Source organism: Nonomuraea sediminis, assembly GCF_018531495.1.
Lineage (GTDB): Bacteria > Actinomycetota > Actinomycetes > Streptosporangiales > Streptosporangiaceae > Nonomuraea > Nonomuraea sediminis.
In genome coordinates this window covers 933,061-956,133 of sequence record NZ_JAHDTI010000002.1, presented here as the reverse complement: position 1 = coordinate 956,133, position 23,073 = coordinate 933,061, and the positions used below count along the sequence as shown (strand labels likewise).

The 23,073-nt window shown below is 71.5% G+C and carries 21 protein-coding genes; 9 read left to right on the top strand and 12 right to left on the bottom strand.

What is annotated here, in order from left to right:
- The 9 genes from KIK09_RS12600 to KIK09_RS12560 form a co-directional block, all read right to left on the bottom strand.
- Window positions 1-2,388: a glycoside hydrolase family 65 protein gene (locus KIK09_RS12600; protein WP_214319159.1), complete on the bottom strand. Its 2,388-nt coding sequence runs from the start codon at window positions 2,386-2,388 to the stop codon at window positions 1-3.
- The gene (locus tag KIK09_RS12595) at window positions 2,385-3,083 is read right to left on the bottom strand and encodes a beta-phosphoglucomutase family hydrolase (RefSeq protein ID WP_308164050.1); all 699 of its coding nucleotides are present in this window, start codon (window positions 3,081-3,083) and stop codon (window positions 2,385-2,387) included. Before KIK09_RS12595 ends, KIK09_RS12600 begins: the two co-directional genes overlap by 4 nt.
- A complete protein-coding gene (locus KIK09_RS12590; RefSeq protein WP_214319157.1) occupies window positions 3,080-3,481 on the bottom strand; it encodes a DUF1801 domain-containing protein in 402 nt (133 codons plus the stop codon). Before KIK09_RS12590 ends, KIK09_RS12595 begins: the two co-directional genes overlap by 4 nt.
- 60 nt (window positions 3,482-3,541) lie before the next feature.
- Entirely contained in the window at window positions 3,542-4,201 is a 660-nt protein-coding gene (locus KIK09_RS12585) for a TetR/AcrR family transcriptional regulator (protein ID WP_214319155.1), read from the bottom strand.
- 122 nt (window positions 4,202-4,323) lie between these two features.
- Entirely contained in the window at window positions 4,324-5,757 is a 1,434-nt protein-coding gene (locus KIK09_RS12580; protein WP_250572911.1) for an MFS transporter, read from the bottom strand.
- Window positions 5,758-5,887: 130 nt separating this feature from the next.
- Entirely contained in the window at window positions 5,888-6,988 is a 1,101-nt protein-coding gene (locus KIK09_RS12575) for an amidohydrolase (RefSeq protein ID WP_214319633.1), read from the bottom strand.
- Complete coding sequence (locus KIK09_RS12570) at window positions 6,985-7,287, bottom strand: antibiotic biosynthesis monooxygenase family protein (RefSeq protein WP_214319152.1); 303 nt, start codon at window positions 7,285-7,287, stop codon at window positions 6,985-6,987. The genes KIK09_RS12575 and KIK09_RS12570 overlap by 4 nt, the downstream gene beginning before the upstream one ends.
- Entirely contained in the window at window positions 7,284-8,210 is a 927-nt protein-coding gene (locus KIK09_RS12565; protein WP_214319151.1) for an ornithine cyclodeaminase family protein, read from the bottom strand. The genes KIK09_RS12570 and KIK09_RS12565 overlap by 4 nt, the downstream gene beginning before the upstream one ends.
- Window positions 8,207-9,052 (bottom strand): PhzF family phenazine biosynthesis protein, encoded by an 846-nt coding sequence (locus KIK09_RS12560; RefSeq protein WP_214319150.1) that lies wholly within the window; start codon window positions 9,050-9,052, stop codon window positions 8,207-8,209. The genes KIK09_RS12565 and KIK09_RS12560 overlap by 4 nt, the downstream gene beginning before the upstream one ends.
- A gap of 70 nt (window positions 9,053-9,122) precedes the next feature.
- Between KIK09_RS12560 and KIK09_RS12555 the strand changes: the two genes are divergently transcribed.
- Both KIK09_RS12555 and KIK09_RS12550 read left to right on the top strand, forming a co-directional pair.
- Entirely contained in the window at window positions 9,123-9,980 is an 858-nt protein-coding gene (locus KIK09_RS12555; RefSeq protein ID WP_214319149.1) for a LysR family transcriptional regulator, read from the top strand.
- A gap of 41 nt (window positions 9,981-10,021) precedes the next feature.
- Window positions 10,022-10,636 (top strand): dienelactone hydrolase family protein, encoded by a 615-nt coding sequence (locus KIK09_RS12550; protein WP_308164049.1) that lies wholly within the window; start codon window positions 10,022-10,024, stop codon window positions 10,634-10,636.
- A gap of 10 nt (window positions 10,637-10,646) precedes the next feature.
- On the opposite strand, the gene KIK09_RS12545 is transcribed toward KIK09_RS12550, so the two are convergent.
- A complete protein-coding gene (locus KIK09_RS12545) occupies window positions 10,647-11,735 on the bottom strand; it encodes an epoxide hydrolase family protein (RefSeq protein ID WP_214319148.1) in 1,089 nt (362 codons plus the stop codon).
- Between the two features lie 113 nt (window positions 11,736-11,848).
- Here KIK09_RS12545 and KIK09_RS12540 point away from each other — a divergent pair, with 113 nt between their 5' ends.
- Window positions 11,849-13,090, top strand: a complete 1,242-nt coding sequence (locus tag KIK09_RS12540) for a ferritin-like domain-containing protein (protein WP_214319147.1) — start codon at window positions 11,849-11,851, stop codon at window positions 13,088-13,090.
- Window positions 13,091-13,103: 13 nt separating this feature from the next.
- Here KIK09_RS12540 and KIK09_RS12535 read toward each other — a convergent pair whose 3' ends face one another.
- Entirely contained in the window at window positions 13,104-13,463 is a 360-nt protein-coding gene (locus KIK09_RS12535; RefSeq protein WP_214319145.1) for a hypothetical protein, read from the bottom strand.
- Between the two features lie 54 nt (window positions 13,464-13,517).
- On the opposite strand from KIK09_RS12535, the gene KIK09_RS12530 reads away from it, so the two are divergent.
- The gene (locus tag KIK09_RS12530; RefSeq protein ID WP_214319143.1) at window positions 13,518-14,000 is read left to right on the top strand and encodes a DUF4240 domain-containing protein; all 483 of its coding nucleotides are present in this window, start codon (window positions 13,518-13,520) and stop codon (window positions 13,998-14,000) included.
- Between the two features lie 40 nt (window positions 14,001-14,040).
- Here KIK09_RS12530 and KIK09_RS12525 read toward each other — a convergent pair whose 3' ends face one another.
- Window positions 14,041-14,928, bottom strand: coding sequence for a M23 family metallopeptidase (locus KIK09_RS12525; protein ID WP_214319141.1), 888 nt, complete (start codon window positions 14,926-14,928; stop codon window positions 14,041-14,043).
- A 246-nt stretch (window positions 14,929-15,174) separates the two neighbouring features.
- Between KIK09_RS12525 and KIK09_RS12520 the strand changes: the two genes are divergently transcribed.
- From KIK09_RS12520 to KIK09_RS12500, 5 genes are all read left to right on the top strand, one after another.
- Window positions 15,175-16,416, top strand: a complete 1,242-nt coding sequence (locus KIK09_RS12520) for an MFS transporter (RefSeq protein ID WP_214319139.1) — start codon at window positions 15,175-15,177, stop codon at window positions 16,414-16,416.
- Window positions 16,413-17,741 carry a carotenoid oxygenase family protein gene (locus KIK09_RS12515; protein WP_214319138.1) on the top strand — a complete coding sequence of 443 codons (1,329 nt, stop codon included), beginning with the start codon at window positions 16,413-16,415 and terminating at the stop codon, window positions 17,739-17,741. The genes KIK09_RS12520 and KIK09_RS12515 overlap by 4 nt, the downstream gene beginning before the upstream one ends.
- A complete protein-coding gene (locus KIK09_RS12510) occupies window positions 17,738-18,160 on the top strand; it encodes an SRPBCC family protein (RefSeq protein WP_214319136.1) in 423 nt (140 codons plus the stop codon). Before KIK09_RS12515 ends, KIK09_RS12510 begins: the two co-directional genes overlap by 4 nt.
- Before the next feature lie 11 nt (window positions 18,161-18,171).
- Window positions 18,172-20,760: an AAA family ATPase gene (locus tag KIK09_RS12505; protein ID WP_214319135.1), complete on the top strand. Its 2,589-nt coding sequence runs from the start codon at window positions 18,172-18,174 to the stop codon at window positions 20,758-20,760.
- 63 nt (window positions 20,761-20,823) lie between these two features.
- Window positions 20,824-23,010, top strand: a complete 2,187-nt coding sequence (locus tag KIK09_RS12500; RefSeq protein ID WP_214319133.1) for an ATP-binding protein — start codon at window positions 20,824-20,826, stop codon at window positions 23,008-23,010.
- Window positions 23,011-23,073 lie beyond the last annotated feature (63 nt).

Genomic DNA, 23,073 nt, shown 5'->3' with positions numbered 1-23,073 from the left:
CTACGAGCGGCGGCTTCCCCGATCGACCCCGCCCGCAGGCGTCTCGGGGGTAGGGATATCCCTACCGAGCGGCGGCTCCCTGCCCGGCGGCTGTTCCGGCGTCGGACCCGGGTCGGGCAGCGGCGGCAACGGCCGTTTGACGGGCTCCGCGCCCAGTTTCACGACCTTGCCGTAGTGGGTGACGTGCAATGGTTCGCCCTCTACGAGCTCGTAGGTCGCCGAGGCGTGCGTCACGGTGACGCGCAGCCGGCGACCGCGGTAGGCCAGCCGGAAGGCGAGCCTGGACAGCGCGTCGGGCAGACGCGGCGCGAAGCACAACTCGCTGTCGTGCAGCCGCATCCCGCCGAAGCCCTCCACCAGCGCGATCCACCCCCCGGCCAGCGCGGCCAGGTGCAGCCCGTCGCGGGTGTTGTGCTCGAGGTCGTCCAGGTCCATCAGGGCGGCCTCGGCGAGGTAGGCGTGGGCCAGGTCCAGGTGGCCCACTTCGGCCGCGAGCACCGCCTGGGTGCAGGCCGACAGCGAGGAGTCGCGGACCGTCAGCCGCTCGTAGTAGGCGAAGTTGCGCGCCTTCTGCTCGGGCGTGAACGCCTCGCCGGCCAGGTGCATGGCCAGCACCAGGTCGGCCTGCTTGACCACCTGCCGCCGGTACAGCTCGAAGTAGGGATAGTTCAGCATCAGCGGGTAGCGGTTGTCCTTGGCGAAGTCCCACTCGGCGTGCGCGGTGAAGCCCTCCGCCTGCGGGTGCACCCGCTGGCGCCGGTCGTAGGGGATCGTCATCGCCTCGGCCGCGTCCCGCCAGGAGGCGGCCTCCTCGTCGCTCACGTCGTGGTGGTCGGGGTAGCGGGCCACCACGTCGGCCGCGGCCGCGAGGTTACGGCGGGCCATGAGGTTGGTGTAGACGTTGTTGTCGGCGATCGCGCTGTACTCGTCGGGGCCTGTCACGCCGTCGATGCGGAAGGCGCCGGTCTTGTCGTGGTGGCCCAGCGACCGCCACAGCCTGGCGGTCTCCACCAGCAGGTCCAGCCCGCAGTCCGCCTCGAATTCGGTGTCTCCGGTGGCCCGCACGTACCGGATCACCGCGCCGGCGATGTCCGCGTTGAGATGGAAGGCGGCGGTGCCGGCGGGCCAGTAGCCCGAGCACTCCATCCCGTGGATGGTGCGCCACGGGAACGCCGCGCCCTCCAGGCCGAGCTGCCTGGCCCGGTCCTGCGCGATCGGCAGCGTGTGCCGCCGCCACTGCAGCGCCGAGGCGACAGTCTTGGGCGCGGTGTGCGTGAGCACCGGCAGCACGAACGCCTCGGTGTCCCAGAAGACGTGCCCGTCGTAGCCGGAACCGGTCAGTCCCTTGGCCGGGATCGGCCGGTGCTCGGCTCTGGCCGAGGCCTGCAGGATGTGGAAGAGCCCGAAGCGGACCGCCTGCTGGAGCGCCACGTCGCCGTCGATCTCGACGTCGGCGCGCGACCAGAAGTCGTCCAGCGCGTGCCGCTGGCCCGCGGCCAGCCCCTCCCAGCCGGACAGCTCGGCGGCGGTCAGCGCGGCGGCCACCTGGTCGCGTAGCGCCGGCACCGAGCGCGACCTGGACCAGCCGTACCCCACCAGCTTCACCAGCTGCAGCTTCTCCCCCGGCTCGAGGTTGGCCGCGACCGTGTACCTGGCCAGGTCCGCGGAGCTGTTCAGCTCGGTGTGCATCCGCGCGGGCCCGTCGACCAGGTTCGTCATCGCCGCGGCCAGGCGCAGGCGGCTGCGGCGGACGGAGTGCACCAGGATCGCCTTGTCCGCCTCGGCCGCGTCGTACTCCGCCTCCAGCGGCGCGGCCAGCGCTGCGGCGGCCCGCGGATCGTCCTCCTCGGTGGGCACGGTCTCGTTCGCGACCAGCTCCGACTGCACCACGACCAGCACCGGCTGGTCGACCGCCGTCACCTCGTACCGGATGGCGACCACGGCGCGCTGCTCGAGCGAGACCAGCCGGGTCGAGGTGACTTGTACCCGCCTGCCGGTGGGCGTGGTCCAGCTCAGGTGCCGGGTGAGCGTGCCCGCCCGCAGGTCCAGGATCCGCTCGTGCGCCTCGACCGTGCCGTAGCGCATGTCCAGCGGCTCGTCGTCGACCAGGAGCCGGATGAGCTTGCCGTTGGTGATGTTGACGACCGTCTCGTCGGTCTCCGGGTAGCCGTAGCCGCCCTCGGCGTACGGCAGGGGGCGCGTCTCGTACACGCCGTTGAGGTAGGTGCCCGGCAGGCCGTACGGCTCGCCCTCGTCGAGGTTGCCGCGCAGCCCGATGTGCCCGTTGGACAGGGCGAACACGGACTCGCTCTGCGCCAGGCGGTCGAGGTCGACCGAGGTCTCCCTGATCTGCCACGGCTCCGCGGGGTAGGCCGGATGCTCGATCACGACGGCTCCAGCAGTTCGCTCAGGTCCTTGACCACCAGGTGCGCGCCGTGCTGCCGCAGCTCCTCCGCCTGGCCCACCCGGTCGACCCCGACCACGGGGTGGAACCCGCCCGCGCGCCCCGCGGCCACGCCCGCCTGCGCGTCCTCGAACACCGCGGCCTCGCCCGGCTCGACGCCGAGGTCGTGGGCGGCGGCCAGGTAGGTGTCGGGCGCGGGCTTGCCTGCCAGGTCGCGCCGCTTGGCCACGATCCCGTCGATCACCACGTGGAACAGGTCGTCGATGCCCGCCGCGGCCAGCACCTGGTGGGTGTTGGCGCTGGCGGAGACCACGGCCGTCTTCAGCCCCGCGGCGGTCGCAGCCCGCACGTAGGCCACCGAGCCGTCGAAGACCTTGACGCCCAGCTCCGCGATCTTCACCTGGACGAGCGCGTTCTTCCTGTCGCTCAGCAGCGTGATCGTGACCTCGTCGACCTCGATCCCGCGCGAGGCCAGGAAGGAGCGGGTGCCGTCCTCGCGCGGCTTGCCGTCCACGTAGTCGTCGTAGTCGCGGTGGATGTCGAACGGCTCCCGCTCGGGTCCCAGGAACTCGTCGAACATCTGCTTCCACGCGGCGGCGTGGACCGAGGCGGTGTCGGTGAGCACGCCGTCCATATCGAAGAGGCACGCGCGCGTGCCGTCGGGAAGTCCCAGCTTCACATTTGCCTCTTACCCTTCAGCTTGCGCCATCCACCTGCCCGGTTGTTGGCGATGATCTGCTGGAACATCGCCTTCAGCGCCCTGGCGTTGATCGTCTCGCCCTCCTTGAAGGCGACCGTGCGGGCGGTCTTGTTGCCGTGCCCGGCCGTGATGATGCCTTCCGGGTCGGGCACGATCGCGCCGTCGTACATGAACACGTTGACGTGGTCCTTGGCGGCCAGCAGCGCGCAGACGTTGCCCTGGAGCACGAAGTACGGCTGGCGGGTGCGCTTGACGGTCTCCTCCACCTCCGGGTCGGCGGCGTGGACCAGGTCGCGGACCTCCTGGCAGACGGCCTGCTGCCAGCCGGGCAGCGCGTCGATGTAGTCGTCGACTCGCGGGTCGCGGGTGTAGCTCATGGTGTCCTCCATCCCCTTCTCATCCGGGACGTAGAACCCCGCGACCGGATTTCGACATGGTCAGAGGAGTTTTTCCCAGCGGCCCGAGAAGAGCTCGTCGGTGGGCGGCTCGCCCGGCAACTTCAAGGCGCCCTGGGCGCGCAGCCCGTCGAGCGCGATCGCGACGATCCGCCGGTGCGCCCTCTCGGCCGCCGCGAACAGCTTCTCCCTGCCGCGCAGCTGCTTCAGCATCGGCGAGCTGCCCAGTTGTTCGATCAGCAGGGCCAGGTCGACCTGGGTGACGTCCGGCCTGAGCACGCCTGCCGCGTGCGCCCGCCGCACCAGCGCCGCGGCCAGTTCGTCACCGCGCCGTGCCGTGGCCGCCATCTCCTCGGTGACCTCGATGGACCCGGCGATCGGCCCGAGTTGTCCCTGCCCGAACTCCACGCACTCGACCACGAACCCCGCCAGCCCGCGCCACGGGTCGTCGTCGTCCAGCCCGCGCTCGGCGGCCTGGATCGAGTGCTCCATGCTCAGCACGCACAGCCGCTGGAAGAGCTCCTCCTTGGTCCGATACCGCCGGTAGAGGCTGCCGATCCCCACCCCGGCCCGCGCGGCGATCGCGGCCACCGACGCATGCGCCCCGTCCTCGGCCAGCACCTCACGCGCGGCCACGAGCAGAGCGCGATCATTACGCTCCGCCTCGACCCTGCGCGGCCCGCGCCCCCTCGGCGTCGTCACCCACGCCACCCTATCCGGAGCACTTCACTCCGCGGCGAGCTGATCCCAGGGCGTCCAGGCCGACGGTGGATCGCAGAAGGCCGCTGATCCTGAGGGTGGGATCAGCGGCCGGGGGATGCGGGTCAGGCGGCGGCGGGGATGTTCTCGGGCTCGGCGGTCTGGGTGTTCTTGTGGTCGCGGACGAGCACCAGGCCCAGGATGGCCGCGGCCAGGACGCCGACGGCGCTGATGGTGAAGGCGCTGGACATCGCCGTGGCGAAGGCCTGGCGTGCGGCCTGGGCGAGGCCGGGGTCGGCCAGGGCGAGGGCGTCGCCGATGGAACGCCTGGCCGAGGAGGGCGCGGCGGCGGGCATGGCGGCCGAGTAGCCGGCGGCCAGGAGGCTGCCCAGGACCGCGACCCCGAGGGCGGCGCCCGCCTGCTGGATCGTGTCGTTGAGCGCGGAGCCGACGCCGGCGTGCTCGGCCGGGATGGTGCCCATGAGGGCGGCGATCGCGGCGGGCATCGCCAGGCCGCCGCCGGCGCCCAGGACGAACAGGGCGATCGAGGTGATCAGCGTGCCGGAGCCGGTGGACAGCGTGGCCAGCAGGCCGAACCCGCCGGCCATGACGCCCATGCCCGCGACGATCATGATCCGGTTGCCCACCTTGGCGCCCAGGCTCGCGCCGAGGCCGTTGAAGGCCAGCGAGGCCACGAACATCGGCAGGAACGCCAGCCCGGCCTGGGTGGGCGTGTAGCCGAGCACGAACTGCAGGTACTGGGTGAGGACGAGCAGCAGGCCGCCGTTGCCGACCTGGACCAGGGTGAGCGACAGGCTGCCGCCGGAGAAGTTGCGCTTGCGGAACAGGCTCAGCGGCACCATCGGGTGCGGGGTGCGCAGCTCCCAGGCGATGAAGGCGGCCAGCGCGACCACGGCGATGACCAGGGCGGCGACGGGAAGGCCGTGCGGTGCCTCGATGATGGTCCACACCAGGGCGACCATGCCGACGACGGACAGCAGGGCGCCGATCGGGTCGGCCTTGGTCTGCGGCCCCTTGGACTCGGGCATCAGCACCAGCGCCGCGACGATGGCCACGACGGCGACCGGCACGTTGATCAGGAACACCGCGCCCCACCAGAACCACGCGATCAGCGCGCCGCCCAGCACCGGGCCGCCGATCAGGCCGAGCATCGCCACGGCGCTCCACGCGGCCATGGCCTTGCGCCGCTCCTCGTCGTCGAAGACGGTGATCAGGATCGACAGCGTGCTCGGCATGATCAGCGCGCCGCCGATGCCCATCACCGCCCTGCCGGCGATCAGCTGGACGGGATCCGCCGCGAAGCTGGCGGCCAGCGAGGCCGCTCCGAACAGCACCAGCCCGATGACCATGATCCTGCGGCGGCCGAAGCGGTCCGACAGGCTGCCGGCGGTCAGCAGCAGCCCGGCGAAGACCAGGATGTAGGAATCCAGGATCCACTGCGTGTCCGACGCGTCGGCGCCGAGGTCCGCCGTCAGCGGCGGGATCGCGACGGTCAGCACCATGTTGTCGATCACCAGCACCAGCGTGCTCAGGCACATCACAACCAGGATCCACCAGCGACGTGGGTGACGTTGCATCGTTAAGCCCTTCCGAGTACGGCGTCCTCTCGATGCGAACACCGTGCGCTCAAGGATAGGCGTACGCAAGAGCGCACGATGTACGCATACGTCAGGCCTGGTAGACCTCGCGACCGCCGATCAGGACCCGGACAGGGCGGCTCATGACGTCCAGCGGATCGCCGGACCAGATGACGATGTCGGCGTCCAACCCGGGCTTGAGCGCCCCGACCCGGTCGTCCAGGCCGAACATCGCGGCCGGGTTGAGCGTGATCGATTCGAGCGCCGCCCGCGGGTCCATGCCCTCCTTGACCGCGAGCGTGGCCTGCAGTGCCAGGTACTGGACGGGGACCATGTTGTGGTCGGTGGTGATGGCGACCCGCACCCCCGCCCGGGCGAGGATCCCGGGGCTGCGGACCGTGCGGTGGCGCAGTTCTGGCTTGGTGCGGGCGCTGATGAGGGGCCCGCTGACCACCGGGACGCCCCGGGCGGCCAGGCGCTCGGCGAGCAGGTGGGCCTCGGTGCCGTGGTGGACGATCAGGCGGTAGCCGAACTCCTCGCTGAGCCGCACCGCCGTGGCGATGTCGTCGGCCCGGTGGGCGTGCTGGCACCACGGCAACTCCCCCGCCAGCACCCTGGCCAGCACCTCCAGCCCAGGATCGTACGGCCGGCCGGTGTAGGCGCGCGCCTGGACGAAGGCGTCGCGGATCGCGGCCGCCGTGCCGAGCCGGGTCCGCCCCTGGCCCTTCTTGGGGTTCTCCCCCAGCGCGCTCTTGACGCCCACCGGGTCCCGCACGACCATCTCGTCGGCGATCACGCCCCACGTCTTGATCGCCACGGCCTGGCCGCCGATCGGGTTGGCCGAGCCCGGCAGCACGACCGCGGTGGTCACCCCGCCCGCCAGGGCGTCGCCGAACCCGGAGTCGGCCGGGTTGACGGCGTCCAGGGCGCGGAGCCGCGCGCCGTTCCTCTCACCCGCCTCGTTCAGGTCCTCGCCGACGTCACCCTCGCCCTCCTCGCCGATGCCCAGGTGGGCGTGCGCCTCGACGAACCCGGGCAGCACCCACCGCCCGCGCGCGTCGATCACCGGGATCCCCTCAGGGACCCGGGTGCCGACCTCGGCGATCCGGCCGTCTGCCACGACCACGGTGCCCTGCTCGATCGGCGGCCCGTCCACAGGGACGACGCGCCCGCCGGTGATCGCGACGTTCACCACGCCCCCACCCTGTGAGTGACCTCGTGGTGCTCGACGACCAGCGAGGGGACCAGCTCGAAGGCGGCGTCGCCGGGGTACAGGACCGCCCTGTGCGGGTCAGGCCCGGCGAAGGCGCGGATCGCCTCCCACGAGCTCCAGTAGGTCATCAACCGGAACTCGGTCTCGGCCCGCAGCACCTGCGCCCCCAGGAAGCCCGGAGTCGCCGCCGCCTCGGCGACGCCCGTGGCCAGGAGGTGGTCGTGGAAGGCGTCGGCGTGGCGTAGGGGCACCTGGCCCGTCCAGGTGCGGGCGATCATGAGGGGGCTTCTTCGAGCAGGGGCAGGGTGGTCTCCGCGGCGGCGAGGTCCTGGACGCCGAGGCCGATGAGTTTGGCCACGGTGAGCTGGCGCTCGTCGACGCGGCCAGGGTGACGGCCCAGGATGATCTCGCCGATCTCGGCCGTGGGCTCGGCTCCTGACGCGTTCAGGTCGCCCGCGATGGCGGGCGTGTCGCGGCGGCTGTCGACCGCGAGCACGTCGGCCCGGTGGAAGCAGGCGGGATCCAGTTCCGCCTTGGTCAGGTCGTCGGCGCCCACGGCCGTGACGTGCTGGCCGGGGCGCAGCCAGGCGCCCCGCAGGATCGGGCTCCGCGCGGCGGTGGCGGTCACGATCACGTCGGCCTGCCGTACCGCCTGCTCGGGGTCGGGCGCGACGGTCACCGAGGCGAACTCGCCGAGCAGCGCCTCGCGCAGCGAAAGCGCGGCGCGAGGCGAGCGACCCCAGACGACCACCGACTCGACGGGCCGCACCGCGCGGGCGGCCAGCGCCTGCAGCCGGGCCTGCACGCCCGTGCCCAGCACGGCGAGCGTCGTGGCGTCCGGCCTGGCCAGCAGCCGGGTCGCCACCGCGCCGGCCGCGGCCGTCCGCAGGTCGGTCAGCCGGTGGTCGTCGAAGAGCAGCGCGTACGGCAGGCCGGTCGCGGCGTCGTGGACGGCGATGTAACCGCCGCTCGGCGGGTCGCCCGCGGCGAACCAGGTGCCGACCTTGACGGTGAAGTACCGGCGCCCGGGCAGCCAGGCGGCCTTGACGTGCACGTCGCCCTGCTCCCCCGCCGGGGCGAACACCATCAGCGGCGCCTGCCCGAGCCCGAGGCTGAAGTCGGCCAGTGCCCGGGAGACCGGCTCGATGAGGTCGGGCAGGTCGACGGCCCGCCCGATGACGTCGGGACCGTAGAGCTTCACGGCAGCTCCCGCAGGGTCCCGGTGCCGACGAACGACACGTTCCCGCCCACGGTGACCCGTTCGACACGTCCGGGCGTGCCGTAGGCGGTGATGGCGATGCGGCTCGGCCGGCCGGTGAAGCGGCCCTGCGCCAGGGCCACCTCCTGGCCGTCGGCCGCCAGGCCGTGGCGTAGCAGGTAGGCGGCCACGCAGCCGGCGGCGCTGCCGGTGGCCACGTCCTCGACGACGCCGTCGTTGTTCCAGTGCCTGCCCTCCGGGGCCGAGGCGTCGAGCAGGTAGGCGTACTGCGCGCCGTACGAGGCGAGGAGAGCGCCGAAGTCGGGGTGGACGATGCGGGCGCCGGAGAGGTCGCGGACGGGCACGATCAGGTAGCGCAGACCGGTCGAGACGATCTCCAGGGGGAGCGCGTCGTCGAGGTGCCGCAGGCCGAGCGCGGCGGCGATCTCGCCCCGGTCGACGTCCGCAGGGATCACCTCGGGCGCCCCCTGGTCCATCAGCGCCGACACCCGGCCCTCGGAGGAGGAGCGGGTGGTCACCCGGACGGTCCCGGCGCGCAGGGCGAAGGTCCAGGAGCGCTCGCCGGACCCGGGCGCCTGCTCGTGCAGGACCGCCGCCGCGCCCAGGACCGGATGGCCCGCGAAGTCGAGCTCCTCGACCAGGTCGAAGACGCGCGCCCGCACCGGGTCGCCGGTGGTCACGAAGATGGTCTCGAAGTGCCGCAGCTCCCTGGTGATCGCGGCCAGCCGGTCGTCGTCCAGGGGTGGCGGGTCGACGAAAACGGCCAGGCTGTTGCCGGTGTAGGGCCGGTCGGCGAAGACGTCGACGTGGTGGTAGCCGGTCATGCGGCCAGCCTAGGCAGGGCCTTGATCATTGAGAACGGCGATATTCACGTGTGCTGCATAATCAATACTTATGGACTTCCAGATCGCCGACCTGCGGTCCTTCGCGGCGACCGTCCGGGCCGGCAGCATCACCCGCGCCGCGGCGGTGCTGAACCTCAGCCAGCCCGCGGTCAGCCAGCGCATCCAGCGCCTGGAGCGGGCCGCGGGCGAGCGCATCCTGCTGCGTGACACGCAGGGCGCCAGGCTGACCCCGGCGGGCGAGACCCTGCTGGCCTACGCCGAGCGCATGCTCGCCCTGCACGACGAGGCCCGCACCTCCATCGCCGGGCCCGGCGCCGAGCCGTCGGGGCGGCGCACGATCGGGCTGCTCGAGGACCTGGCGATCACCACGTTCCCCGCGGCGCTGGCCGACTTCGCGGCGCTGCATCCGCGGGTCGAGCTGGAGGTGATCGTCAGTTCGGCGGCGTCGTTGCGGCGGCTGGCCGATCGCGGGCGGCTCGACCTGGTGTTCGGTGATCCCGCCGCCATGCCGGAGGCCTCGCTGCGCTGGCAGCGGCGGGTGCCGCTGGCCTGGGCCTGCGCTCCCGGCGTGGACCTGGCGGCCGATCCGCTGCCGCTGGTGGTGTTCTCCCAGCCGTGCCGGTGGCGGCAGCCGCTGCTCGACGCCGTCGGCCGGCACAGGCGGGCGTGGCGGATCGCCTTCCAGAGCACCAGCGTCTACGCGGTCCAGGCGGCCGTCACGGCGGGGATCGGCCTCGGCGCGCTGCTGGTGGACAACGTCCCGCGCGGGACGCTCGTCGACCCCGAGCCGTACGGCCTGCCGCCGGCGCCGCTGGTGGACATCGCCATCTCCCGCCGCGCCGACACCGACGCCGACCAGGCCCTCAACAGCCTCGAACGGCTCCTGCGCCGAGCCGCCCAGGACTAGGTCTCGGTTAGTCGATCCCCCGTCACGGGCAGGGGTGGAGTGTGGAGCACGAGGTCGAAGTACCGGCCGGAGCCATGCGGCTGCCGGGGACCCTCGTCGATCCGAAGGGCGGCGAGGCGGTCGTCGTCTTCGCGCACGGCAGCGGAAGCGGACGGCACAGCCCGCGCAACCGCTACGTGGCCGACGAACTGCACGCCGCCGGGCTGGGGACCCTGCTGTTCGACCTGCTGACCCCCGCCGAGGAGGCGGACCGGCGCAACGTGTTCGACGTCGGCCTGCTCGGCGAGCGGCTCCGCCAGGCGACCGGGTGGCTGCGCGAGCGGTCGCCGTCGGCGCGGATCGGCTACTTCGGGGCGAGCACGGGCGCCGCGGCGGCGCTCTGGGCCGCCGCCGAGCCCGGCAGCGACATCGCCGCCGTCGTCTCCCGCGGCGGGCGCCCCGACCTGGCCGGCGAGCGCCTGCCCTTCGTGACGGCGCCCACCCTGCTCATTGTCGGCGGCCACGACGAGCAGGTGCTCGAGCTGAACAGTGCCGCCCAGCGCATGCTGCGGTGCGAGAGCCGGCTGGAGATCGTCCCCGGCGCCACCCACCTGTTCGCGGAACCCGGCGCTCTCGAACAGGTCGCCGCCCTGGCCCGCGACTGGTTCACCCGCTGACCCTGTCGTCTCAGCGCAGCTCGCGGAAGAACTCCATGATGTCGGCGACGAGCAGGTCGGGCGCGTCGTGGGCGGACCAGTGGCTGCCCCGGTCGTACTCGTTCCAGGACACGATGTTGGCGTGGTCGCGCTCGGCGAAGCGCCGCAGCGGCCGGAAGTCGTAGGCGAAGCTGGCCAGGCCCATGGGGACCGTGGTCGGCTCGGTGTCCGGCTTCATCCGCTTGTTCTCGTAGTAGAAGCGGGCGGCCGAGGCGGCCGTGTTGGTGATCCAGTAGATCGTGGCGTTGGTCAGGATGTCGTCCTTGCTGAGCGCGTCGCCGAACAACTGGCCGCTCCAGGCCAGCTGGCCGGCTGGGGAGTCGGCGAGCGCGTGGGCGATCGTCTGCGGCTGCTCCTCCTGCACCTTGTCGTGCACGGCGTGGCTCACGAACGACTGCAGGAACTGCAGATACTGCAGGTCCTCCGGCGAGATCCCCTCCATCTCGCCGGGGTCGCCGCTGGGGAAGGAGAAGATCTGCGTGACGTGCACGCCGATGACGTGCTCGCGGCTCAGCCTGCCCTGGATCGGGGCGACGATGGCGCCCGCGTCGTTGCCGTGCACGCCGTACCGGTCGTAGCCGAGCCTGCGCATGAGCTCGCCCCAGGCGGCCGCGGTGCGCTCGGCGTTCCAGCCGCGCTCGCGGGTGGGGCCGGAGAAGGCGAAGCCGGGCAGCGACGGGATGACCACGTCGAAGCCGCCCGCGGTGAGCTCGGCGATGAGCCCCACGTATTCGACGAACGTGTTGGGCCAGCCGTGGGTGAGGATCAGCGGGATCGCGCCGGCCTGCGGCGAGCGCACGTGCAGGAAGTGGATGGTCTGCCCGTCGATCTCGGTGGTGAACTGCGGGTAGGCGTTCAACCTGGCCTCGACCGCGCGCCAGTCGAACCCGTCTCGCCAGTGCTCCACCAGGTCGCGCACGTAGTCGACGGGCACGCCGTACTCCCAGGGGTCCTGGCCTGGAGGCAGCTCGCCGGTGAAGCGCGTGCGGCGCAGCCGGTCGCGCAGGTCGTCGAGGTCGGCGTCGGGAACGTCGATGTGGAAGGGCTGGATTTCCGACATGCGGCCGAGCCTAGGAGCGGCGCGACGCCCGCCACTATCCGCGCCGCGCAAGCCTGATGTCGGGAAACGGATAGCGTCCTCGCCATTGTCGCTTTTTGTGTAACTCTGTAATCATGACCGAACCCCCCATCGTCATCGAGCACCGCGAGCACGTCTGGTACCTGCTCGCCCAGGCCTCGCAACTCGAGCACATGATCATGTGCCAGTACCTGTTCGCCGAGTTCAGTCTCAAGACCGAGGGGCTCACCGAGGAGCAGCAGGCCGCGGTGGAGCGCTGGCGCGCGGAGCTGCACGGCATCGCCGTACAGGAGATGCTGCACCTGGCCCTGGTGGCCAACCTGATGTCGGCCATCGGCGCCGCGCCCATCTTCGGCCGGCCCAATTTCCCGCAGGCGTGCGGCGTGTTCCCGCCGTCGGTGCAGTTGCGGCTGCTGCCCTTCGGCGAGGACGCGCTGACCCACTTTCTCTTCCTCGAGCGCCCCGAGGGCATGCAGCGCGCGGACGCGGCCGGTTTCATCTCCTGTGAGCTGCCGCCCGAGCCCGTCGCCCCCGGCGAGATCTTCCCCCGCGTGCAGGACTTCGAGACCGTCGGCCATCTCTATCGCGGTATCCAGGACGGTCTGACCGCACTCGTCGCCGCGGTGGGCGAGGAGCAGGTGTTCTGCGGCTCGCCCAAGGCGCAGGCCACGCCCGAGTTGTTCCGCTGGCCGGAAATGGTGGCGGTGACCGACCTGAAGTCCGCCCGTGCCGCCATCGAGGAGATCATCGAGCAGGGCGAGGGTGCGCAGGGCGACTGGAAGGAGGCACACTACGGCCGCTTCCTGAAGATCTGGGAGGAGTACACCGCGCTGCGCGCCGCCGACCCCTCCTTCGAGCCCGCCCACCCGGCGCTCGGCGCCTTCACCCGCCAGCCGTTCGACGTGCAGGAACCTCAGCCGATCATCGGCGACGCGGATACGCTGGCCCTGGCCGAGCTGTGCAACCTCGCCTACGAGGCGATCCTGTGGATGCTGACCCGCTTCTTCACCCACACCGACGAGACGCAGGAGCAGCTCGAGACCCTGGTGGGCGGCGCGATCACGATGATGGCCGGTGTGCTGCGCCCTCTCGGCACGGCCCTCACCCGCCGCCCCGCCGGCCCCGCGCATGAGGGCCGTACGGCAGGCCCCGCCTTCGAGATGTACTACCCCCTGGGCAACGTGGTGCCGTGGCGGGATGCGGCCTGGACGGTCCTGTGCGAACGCGTCCACCAGATCGCCACCAGGTGTGGCGAGCACCTCACCGACGACCCCGTCGTCAAGGCCGCCGCGGCCCGAGCCGCCGCCGTGGCCGCCTCACTGGACGCCGCCCGTTAACCACCGGCGCGTCTCACTGGCCGTAGGAGTAACGGAGCTGCGCGTTGATCAGGAAGTTGAGCCGATACCGCATCCGGCCGAGCACGCCAGGACCGGGCACCTCCCCCGGGGTCAGCAGCGTCCACCGCAACGCGGAGCCGTCGTCCTGCGCCGGCCGGATGTCGAACCGGATCTCGTCATCGGGCCTGTCGGGCCACAGCGACGACCAGACCACGAGCTCCGGCTCCACCGCCCGCAGGACGCGCGGCTCGACCTCGTCGGGCCGCAACTCCAGCCACTGCCGCACCCCCGCCCGCCGCGGATCGCTCAGACTCCCCCACACGACGCGCGGAGGCGGCGGCTGCTTACGCTCCCGCGACCCCAACTCGATCACCCCCACAGTCTAAAAGCCCCCTTTTGCCACAGCCCGCTGCCACGATCACCTCCCATGGACGTCGACGAGTTCTGGCACCTGATCGAGGAGTCAGCCGGGGTGCCCGGCGGGAAGGAAGCACGCCTGCGATGGCTCGAGGAACGCCTCATGCAGCGTCCCGCGGACGACATCGTCGACTTCAAGGCGTGGCTGTACGAAGCCGACAGCCGCGCGGACACGAACCTGCTGGCCGGCGCGTCGAACGCCCTGTACCTGACCGGCGGCGACGACAGCGTCTGCTACTTCCGCATGTGGCTGATCGGCCTGGGCCGCGAGACCTTCGAACGGGTCGTGCACGATCCGGACACCCTGGCTGACGTCCCCGAGGTACAGCGTTACAACGCCATGCAGCGACTTGGCCTCCGTCGGACCGACGAGGACCTGCCGGAGCTGGAGGCACTCGCCTACGTGCCCGCCAAGGCATGGGAGCGGGCGACGGGCAAGAACTGGGACCTCTTCGCCCTTGCTCTCAAGGCTCGGGGGGTCGGGGAAGGGTGAAGGCCACTTCCGGGGTGCGGAAGTGGCCTTTGGGGTGGGGTCAGCCGCAGTGTTCGAAGGGGCTGGTGTAGGAGCTGCTGCCGACCGAGCCGCCCCAGCGGACGCACTGGTTGGCCGCGTCACGCCGGACGGGTCCGGCGTAGTAGCCGTAGTTGCCCGAGTCGGTGGTACGGCTTTCGCCCTGCGGTTCCAGGAAGGCGGACACCGCGGTGTCGGTGCCGAGGTTGGTGGACTTCAGGGTCACGACGCAGTTGTAGCCGTTACCCGAGTTGTAGAGCAGGTACGTCGTGCCACCGCTGAGCCCGGCGGAGTCGATGACGGAGTAGCCGCTCCCGCAGACCTCCTCGGGGGTGTAGGGGTTGCCGCTGCAGGCATTGGTGCTGGTGACGGCCTTCTTCTCGCCCAGGGAGACGGTGACGCCGTCCACGGTCGGACTGGTGTCCATCGCGCCGGTGGAGGTGCGCTGTTCGTAGTGGAGGTGAGGTGCGGTGGCGCCGCCCGTCGCGCCCACGGTGCCGATGGCGGTGCCCTGGCCGACGCTCAGGGAGCTGCCGGCCGACCGGACCATGGTCGCGAGGTGGGCATAGCGGGTGCGGGTGCCATCACTGTGCCGGATTTCGATCCACTGGCCATAGCTGGTGCTTCCGGCGTCGTAGAAATACGCGGTACCCGCGGCGGTGGCGCGTACGGTTTCGCCGTTGATGTCGTCGCCGCCGTAGTTCTGCCAGTCGATGGAGCCTGACGGGTTGTGGCCTGGATACCAGTTGTTGGCGTAGAAGGTCTTTCCGCAGTTGAAGGGGCTCTTGTGGGAGAGGGATCTGGCCTGGGTGTCCTGCGCTGAGGCGGCCTGGGGGATGAGTACCGCCGCCAGCGTGCATAACAGGACAGAGATCGCGGATTTGAGGGTCGTCGGCCTGGTTACGGGCATGATTGCCTCTCTGAGCAGGTGCGTATTGGGGGGGATACGGGGACGCTCAGTTGACCGCGCGCGGGAGTCCGGTCGATCATGAAGATAGACCTGAAAGTTCTCTTCATCAATCTCTACAGAATGAAATTTTGCGGCTTTTGAGCGACGCAGTGATCGAGCCGAAATCTCCCCCGACGGCGTAGGTACCTACGGGATAGGCGAAAACTACCGACGCGAATGCCCCGGCCCGGCTGCGACCTTGGAGCCATGAACGGCACCACGCTCCACCGGACCGCAGGCCTGGCCGCACTGGCCACCGCGCAGTTCCTCGTCGTGCTCAGCACGTCGATCGTGAACGTGGCCCTCCCGCAGATCCGCGCCGGCCTGGGCCTGTCGCCGTCCGCCCTGGCCTGGGTGGTCAACGCCTACGTCCTGGTCTTCGGCGCGCTCCTGCTTCCCGGCGGGAGAATCGGTGACCTGTACGGCTTGCGCCGCGTCTTCCTGATCGGCACCGGCCTGTTCACCCTCTCCAGCCTGGGCGCCACCCTGGCCGGCGACGCGCCGCTCCTGATCACCGCGCGTGCCGTCCAGGGACTGGGAGCGGCACTGCTGGCCCCCACCGCCCTGGCCCTGGTCCTGCGGCTCTTCCCCGGAGGCAGGGCGCTCGGCGTGTGGGGCGCGGTCTCCGGTGCGGGCGGCGCGGCCGGCGTGCTGCTGAGCGGGCTGTTGACAGACCTGTACGGCTGGCGCGCGGTCTTCGCCGTGCTCGCGCCCTTCGCCCTGGCGGTCCTGGTGGCCACCTGGCGGCTGGTGCCCGCGGACGTGCCGCGCGGTGGGCGGCTCGACCTGCCGGGCACGGCGACACTCGTGGCCGGGCTGGTCACGTTCACCTTCGGGCTGACCGGTTTCAAGCCCGCCATACCGGCCGGACTGGCGTTGCTGGTCTGGTTCGCGGTGCTCCAGCGCCGCTCGACGGACCCGCTGCTGCCCGCGCGGATGGCGGTGGTCGCCCGGCCCAACCTGCTGATGGCGCTGCTCGGCGCGGTCTGGCTGGGCCTGTTCTACTTCCTGCCGCTCTACCAGCAGCGGGAGCTGGGCTACACCCCGCTGGAAACCGGGCTGTCCCAGCTTCCGCTGGCCCTGATGATCACCGTCTCGTCCTGGGCGACCGGGAAACTGCGCGGCCGTGCCGTACTGCCGCTCGGCCTTCTCGCGCTGGCCGCGGGCCTGGCCTGGATGGGGCTCACCGGCGCGCTGATCGTGCCGTCGCTGCTCATCGGCGCAGGCCTCGGCGTCGCCTTCGTCCGCCTCACCGGCTGGTCGTCGTCCGGGGTAGCACCCGGCGACAGCGGACTGGCCGGTGGGCTGGTCAACGCCACCCGGCAGGTCGGCGGCGCAGTGGGCCTGTCCGTCCTGACCCTCCTTCCGACCTACGGCGGCGCCTTCCTGGCCTGCGCCGGCATCACCCTCCTCATCGCGATCCTCTCGATCGGAAAGGCATCATCGTGAACGACCTCGCCAAGCCGTACCTGACCGGGCACTACGCGCCCGTCACCGACGAGATCACCGCCCGCGAGCTCACCGTGCACGGCACGCTCCCGCCCGAGCTCAACGGCCGCTACTTCCGCAACGGCCACAACCCCAAGCCCGGCGTCACCCCCACCCACTGGTTCAAGGGCGAGGGCATGATCCACGGCATCCGCCTGGCCGGCGGGAAGGCCGAGTGGTACCGCAACCGGTGGGTCCGCACGCCGTACCTGGAGGGGGTGCCCTTCCACGGCACGGAGCTGGAGGTCTCCGCGGCGGCGACCAACATCATCTTCCACGGCGGTCGCTACCTGGCCCTGCAGGAGGCCAACCTGCCCTGGGAGGTCAGCGCCGAGCTCGACACGATCGGCGTCTACGACTTCGGCGGCAAGCTGACCAGCGCGATGACCGCCCACCCGAAGGAGGACCCGGTCACCGGAGAGCTGCACTTCTTCAGCTACAGCCCCTTCCCGCCGTACCTGACCTACCACGTCGCCGACGCCTCCGGCCAGATCGTCCGCACTCAGATCGTCGACGGAGCGGGCCCCTCGCTCATGCACGACTTCGCGATCACCGCCGAGCACGCCGTCTTCATGTGCTCGCCGGTCGTCTTCGACCACGCCGAGCAGTCGGGGATTCCCTACCGCTGGCACGACGACGTGCCGTTCCGCATCGGCGTCATGCCGCGCAACTCCGACCGGGTGACCTGGTTCGAGGCCGAGCAGGGCACCCTGCTGCACGTCAGCAACTCCTACGTGGACGCCCACGGGCGCGTGGTGCTCGAAGGTCCGCGCTTCGACCGCTCCGGGTGGGAGACGTCGTGGAAGTGGTGGGTGGGGGCGCCCGCGTACGGCGTCAGCCCGCTGTCCGGCGCCACCATGCACCGCTGGATTCTCGACCCGGCCACCGGCAAGGCCACCGAGGAAGCCCTGGACAACCTGAACGTCGAGTTCCCGGCGATCAACGACGCCCACACCGGCATCACCAACCGCTACAGCTACGCCATCGCCTTCCCCGGCGCGGGCCTGTCCGGGTACCACACCGCCAAGTACGACGCGGTGACCGGCGAGCAGCGGCTGTTCTCGCACGGCGAGCACCGCATGCCCGGCGAAGCCGTCTTCGTGCCCGCCGCCGCCAGCAACAACGAGGACGACGGCTACCTGCTCACCGTCGTCAGCGACGTCAAGGCCGACGCCTCCCAGCTGCTCGTGCTGGACGCCGCCGACCTGACGACCGTCGCCACCGTAGAACTCCCCCGCCGGGTGCCCGCCGGCATCCACGGACACTGGATCGAGGACAGCAAGTGAACGCCCCCGTCGTCGTCAGTCTCGACATCGTCATCGACGCCCCGCTGGAGCGGGTTTGGCAGCTGCACACCGACGTCAACGCCTGGCCCTCCTGGCAGAGCGACATCACCTCCGCATCCGCCGAAGGCCCGCTGGTCCCCGGCGCGGTGTTCCACTGGAGCACCTTCGGCCTCGACATCGCCTCCACCGTCCAGGAGGTGGAGCCCGGGGTCCGCATCCTGTGGGGCGGGCCCGCGCACGGCATCACCGGCCTGCACCTGTGGACCTTCCGCGAGGAGGACGGCGTGGTGCACGTGCACACCGAGGAGTCGTGGGACGGCGAGCCGGTCCGGGCGGACGTGGAGGGCATGCAGGCCGCGCTGGAGGCGTCGCTGACCTCCTGGCTCGCCCGGCTGAAGGAAACGGCAGAAATGTCCTAAATTATCGGCTTATGATCGGTCGCCACCGCGAGACCACCCGACTCGCCGCTCTGCTCGATGCCGCACGGCAGGGGCAGGGCGGCGCCGTCGTCGTCAAAGGGGAGCCCGGCATCGGCAAGACCGCGTTGCTGCGGCAGACGACGCGGGCCGCGACCGAGTTCCTGATCATCAGGGCCACCGGCACGCAGTTCGAGATGGAGCTGCCCTACGCCGCGCTCCACCAGCTCTGCACGCCGCTCCTGGGCCGGACAGGGGACCTGGGCCCACCGCAGCGCAAGGCCCTGGAGGTGGCGTTCGGACTCGACACCGGCACGCCGGATCCCCTCCTGACCGGCGTAGCCACGCTGGGCCTGCTGGTCGAGTGGCTGCGCGAGCGGCCGATCCTGTGCATCGTGGACGACGCCCAGTGGCTGGATCAGGCCTCCGCCCGGACCCTGGCCTTCCTGGCCCGCCGCATCGCCGCCGAACGGATCGCCATGGTCTTCGCCGTACGCGAGCCGGGCCTGGCCGAGCTGGCCGAACTGCCCGAGCTGGTGCTGCGCGGGCTGGGTGAGGGCGAGGCCCGGGCCCTGCTCGCGCAAGCCGTACAGGCTCCGCTGGACGAGCGGGTCCGCGACCGCATCCTGTCCGAGGCGAGAGGCAACCCGCTGGCGCTGCTCGAGCTGCCGAGAACCGCGGGACTCGCGGGCCTGGCGGGCGGGTTCGACGTGCCGACGGTGATCGAGCAGAGCTATCAGTCCCGGCTGCAGGCCCTTCCCGAGCAGGCCAGAATCCTGCTGACCGTGGCGGCGGCCGAGCCGATGGGCGACCCAGGACTGCTGTGGCGGGCCGCCGAGCGGCTGGGCATCGCCTCCGAGGCGGTCGACCACACAGGCGGGCTGGTCGAGTTCGGTACCCGGATCCGCTTCAGTCATCCGCTGGCGCGCTCCGCCGTCTACGCCGCCGCCACGGACCGGGAACGCCGCCAGGCGCATGCCGTACTGGCTGAAGCGACCGATCCGATCGCCGAGCCGGACCGTCGGGCCTGGCACCGGGCCCAGGCGGCGACCGGCCCGGACGAGGAGATCGCCGCCGAGCTCGACGCCTCCGCCGCGCGGGCCCAGGCGCGGGGCGGGATCGCCGCCGCGGCGGCCTTCCTGGAGCGCTCGGCGGCGCTGACGATCACTCCCGGCCTGCGCGCCGAGCGGGTACTGGCCGCGGCCCAGGCCAAGCTCGCGGCCGGCGCCTTCGACGTGGCAGCCGACCTGCTGAGCAGCGTGGAGAGCGACGATCCGCGCTTCGACGTGCTGCGCGGGCGGCTCTCCTTCGCCCGTCACCGCGGCGACGAGAAGCCGACCGCCTACCTCCTGCACGCGGCCGAACGGCTGGCCGCAACCGACCCGGCACGGTCGCGAGCGTGCTACCTGGACGCGATGGAGATGGGCATCCTGATCGGCGACCTGGACGCCATCGTCGCCGCCGCCCGGAGCGCGCCGCCCGGCACGGGAACCAGCACCGACGCGGTCTTCGACGGCCTGGTCACCCCCGCCGTCGAACTGCTGCGGCCGATCGTGCGGCAGGTCGGCGACGAGGTGTGGGCGGCCCGGCCCACGCTCGCCTACATGCTGGCCGTGGAGCTGTGGGACTTCGACGCGATGCGCGGTACGGCGGAGCGGGTCGTGACCGCGGGACGCGAGTCGGGTTCCTTCCACCTCGTGCCCATCGGCCTGGCGATGCTCGCCGCCCTGTCCGCGCACCTGGGCGAATTCGGCCGGGCCGCCGAGATGATCTCGGAGGAGGAGGCCATCGCCTCGGCCACCGGGGCGGCTCCCCTGATCTATCCGCGCCTCCACCTGGCCGCCCTGCGCGGACGGCGGGACGAGGCCGTCGCCCTCTTCGACGCCGTGCCTCCGCAGATGAGCCTCAGCGTGCAGTGGGCCTCGGCGGTCCTCCACAACGGCCTGGCCGACTACCCCACCGCCCTGGAAGCGGCCCGCCGAGCTGTCGGCCACGGCGACCTCGGCCTGTCCGGGCTGGCCCTGCCCGAGCTGATCGAGGCCGCCGTCCGCTCAGGACAGCCCGAGCTGGCCGCCTCCACCCTGAAAGAGCTGACCGCACGTACCCAGGTCAGCGGAAGCGCGTGGGCCCTCGGCGTCGAGGCCTACTGCCGCGCCCTCGTCACCGGGCAGGAGGACGGCTACCGCGAAGCCGTCGACCACCTGCGAGCCACCCCGATGGCGGTCCACCGGGCCCGGGCCCACCTGCTCTACGGGGAGTGGCTGCGCAGGGAAGGACGGCGCAGGGACGCCCGTGAGCAGCTCAGGCTCGCTCACGAGCAGCTGTCCGAGCTGGGCGCCGAGGCCTTCGCCAGGCGGGCCGCGGGTGAGCTGCGCAGCACCGGCGAGCACGCGCGCAGCCGTACCTCGCCCGGCGGTGAGCAGCTCACCCTGCAGGAGGTGCACATCGCCCGGCTCGTCGCGGGCGGCGCGACCTCCAAGGACGTCGCCGCCACGCTCTTCCTCAGCCCCCGTACCGTCGACGCGCACCTGCGCAACATCTTCCGCAAGCTCGGGCTCACCTCACGCCGGCAGCTTCGGGACCTTCCGGAGATTCGGCCGTAATGTTACGCGTGCACCGTTCCAGCGCGGAGAAGGAGCCGTCCCATCGTCACCAGCTTCGCGGAGTTGCTGCGTCGCCACCGGCATGCGGCGCGCCTGACCCTGGAACAGCTCGCCGAGGCCTCAGCGGTCAGTGCCCGAACCCTGTCGGACATGGAGCGCGGGCACAGCAAGGGACCGCAGCACAGGACCGTCACGGCGATCGCGGACGCGCTCTCTCTCGACGAGGCCGCCCGCGAAGAGCTCATCGAACTGGCGCGGGACGGCCGCCTGCGGGATCACTGGACCCGCCCCAGCGGCCTGTGCGAGCTCCCCGGATCCATCGACGACTTCACCGGCCGGACCGCCGAACTGGCCTGGATGGGCGATCTGCTGCACGCCGACGCCTCGCCGGGCGTCGCCGGGGTGGAGCTCATCACCGGCCCCGCCGGTCTGGGCAAGACCACGCTCGCCGTACGCGCCGCCCATGGCCTGCGGCCGAGCTTCCCTGACGGGACGTTCTTCCTCGACCTGTTCGGCATGTCCCCGCAACCCCTCGCCGTCGAGGAGGCGCTGGCACGGCTGCTTCGGGCGCTCGGTGCCGCGGAACAGCAGATACCGCAGGACGTCCCCGGGCGTGCTTCGTTGTACCGGTCGATGCTGCGGGACAGGCGGGTTCTGGTCGTGCTCGACAATGCCGCCGCGGAGGAGCAGATCCGCCCGCTGCTTCCTGGTGGTGGCGCAAGCGGAGCCCTGGTGACCAGCCGCCGGCTGCTGGCCGGGCTGGAGGGCGTACGCAGGCTGAGCCTGGGACCCTTACCGTTGCCGGACGCCACCGAGCTGCTGACCGGGATCCTGGGAGAGCGCGGCGGACCGGCGCTCACCGAGCTCGCGCAGCTGTGCGGCGGCCTGCCGCTCGCGCTGCGGATCATCGGCAACCGGCTGGTCAGCCGCCCCGAATGGGACCCCGCCGAACTCGCCGCCCGCATGACGAACGAGGAACGCCGCCTCAGCCAGCTCAAAGCCGGCGACCTCGAGATCGCCACCGCCTTCGAGATGTCCTACGCACAGCTCGCGGACGCCGCACGGCGGATCTTCCGGCGGCTGGCCTTGATACCCGGCCACGACTTCGACGCCGCTCTGGCCGCGGTTGTCGGCGGGACCTCGATCGAGGACGCCTGGGACGCCCTCGACGAGCTCGTCGACCTCGGCCTGCTGCAGGACAGCACGTCGGGCCGCTACCGGTTCCACGACCTGGTACGGCTGTTCGCCCGGGATCGGCTGCACGCCGAGGAGACCGCCGCCGACCGCGACACGCTCACCAAGACGACGACCTCGTGGCTCGTACGGATGGCCACCTCCGCCGGGCGATGGTTCGAACCTGACCACCGACCTGACGCCGACCCGTCCTCCCAGGAGGAAGCCGACCGCTGGCTGCGCGCGAACGTGGACAACTGGCTGGGCGCGCTCCGGATGGCGGCCCGCAGCGGCCGGCACTCCGTCGTCCTGGACTGCGCCGAGTCGATGCACTGGTTCTCCGACCGGTGGATGCACGCGCCGCACTGGCACGAGGTCTTCACCCTCGGTGCCGAGGCCGCCGCCGCCCTGGGCGACCCGGCCCGGCAGGCCTCGCAGCTGAACTTGCTGGCCTGGGTCCATCTGCTGCCGAAAGACGACCCGGAGACCGCGCTGCGGTACACGGCCCAGGCGATGGACCTGGCCACCCGAAGTGGCTCCACGGAGCAGATCGCCTTGGCCCACTACAACGCGGGAGGCGCGCTTCGAAGACTCGGACGGCTCGAAGAGGCCACCGCGGCGGGAACCCAGGCAGCGGAGATGTACAAGGCCAATGGCGACATCGATATGTACTGCCAGTGTCTGGGCGCCGTCGGCAGTTGCCTTCGCGACGCCGGACGCTACGCCGAGGCACTGGAGCAGTACCTCGACCTGTGGGCCCTGCTGAACGACGACCAGTCGGGGGTGACGCCGAGCATCGCGGCGTTCATCCGGCCGATCGCGCTCGCCCGGGTCGGCGAATGTGTGGGATCGCTCGGCCACCGGGCCGAAGCGATCAACAAGCTCACCGAGGCGATCGGTCTCATGGAGCAGGCTCAGTTGCCCGCCCCGCAGGCCCGCTCCCTGGAGACACTGGCCGCCCTGCTGGCCGACGAGGGCCGGGCTGGCGAGAGCCGTCAGGCCTACGCGCGGGCGGCCGAGGTGTACGAGGCCATCGGCGACGCCGAGGCGAGCAGCCGCTGCCGCGATCTCGCCTGACATTTCTGCGTGCTGTTCTGCATGGTCCGGCCTCTCGCGCCCGACTTGGATTGAGCGCGCAGG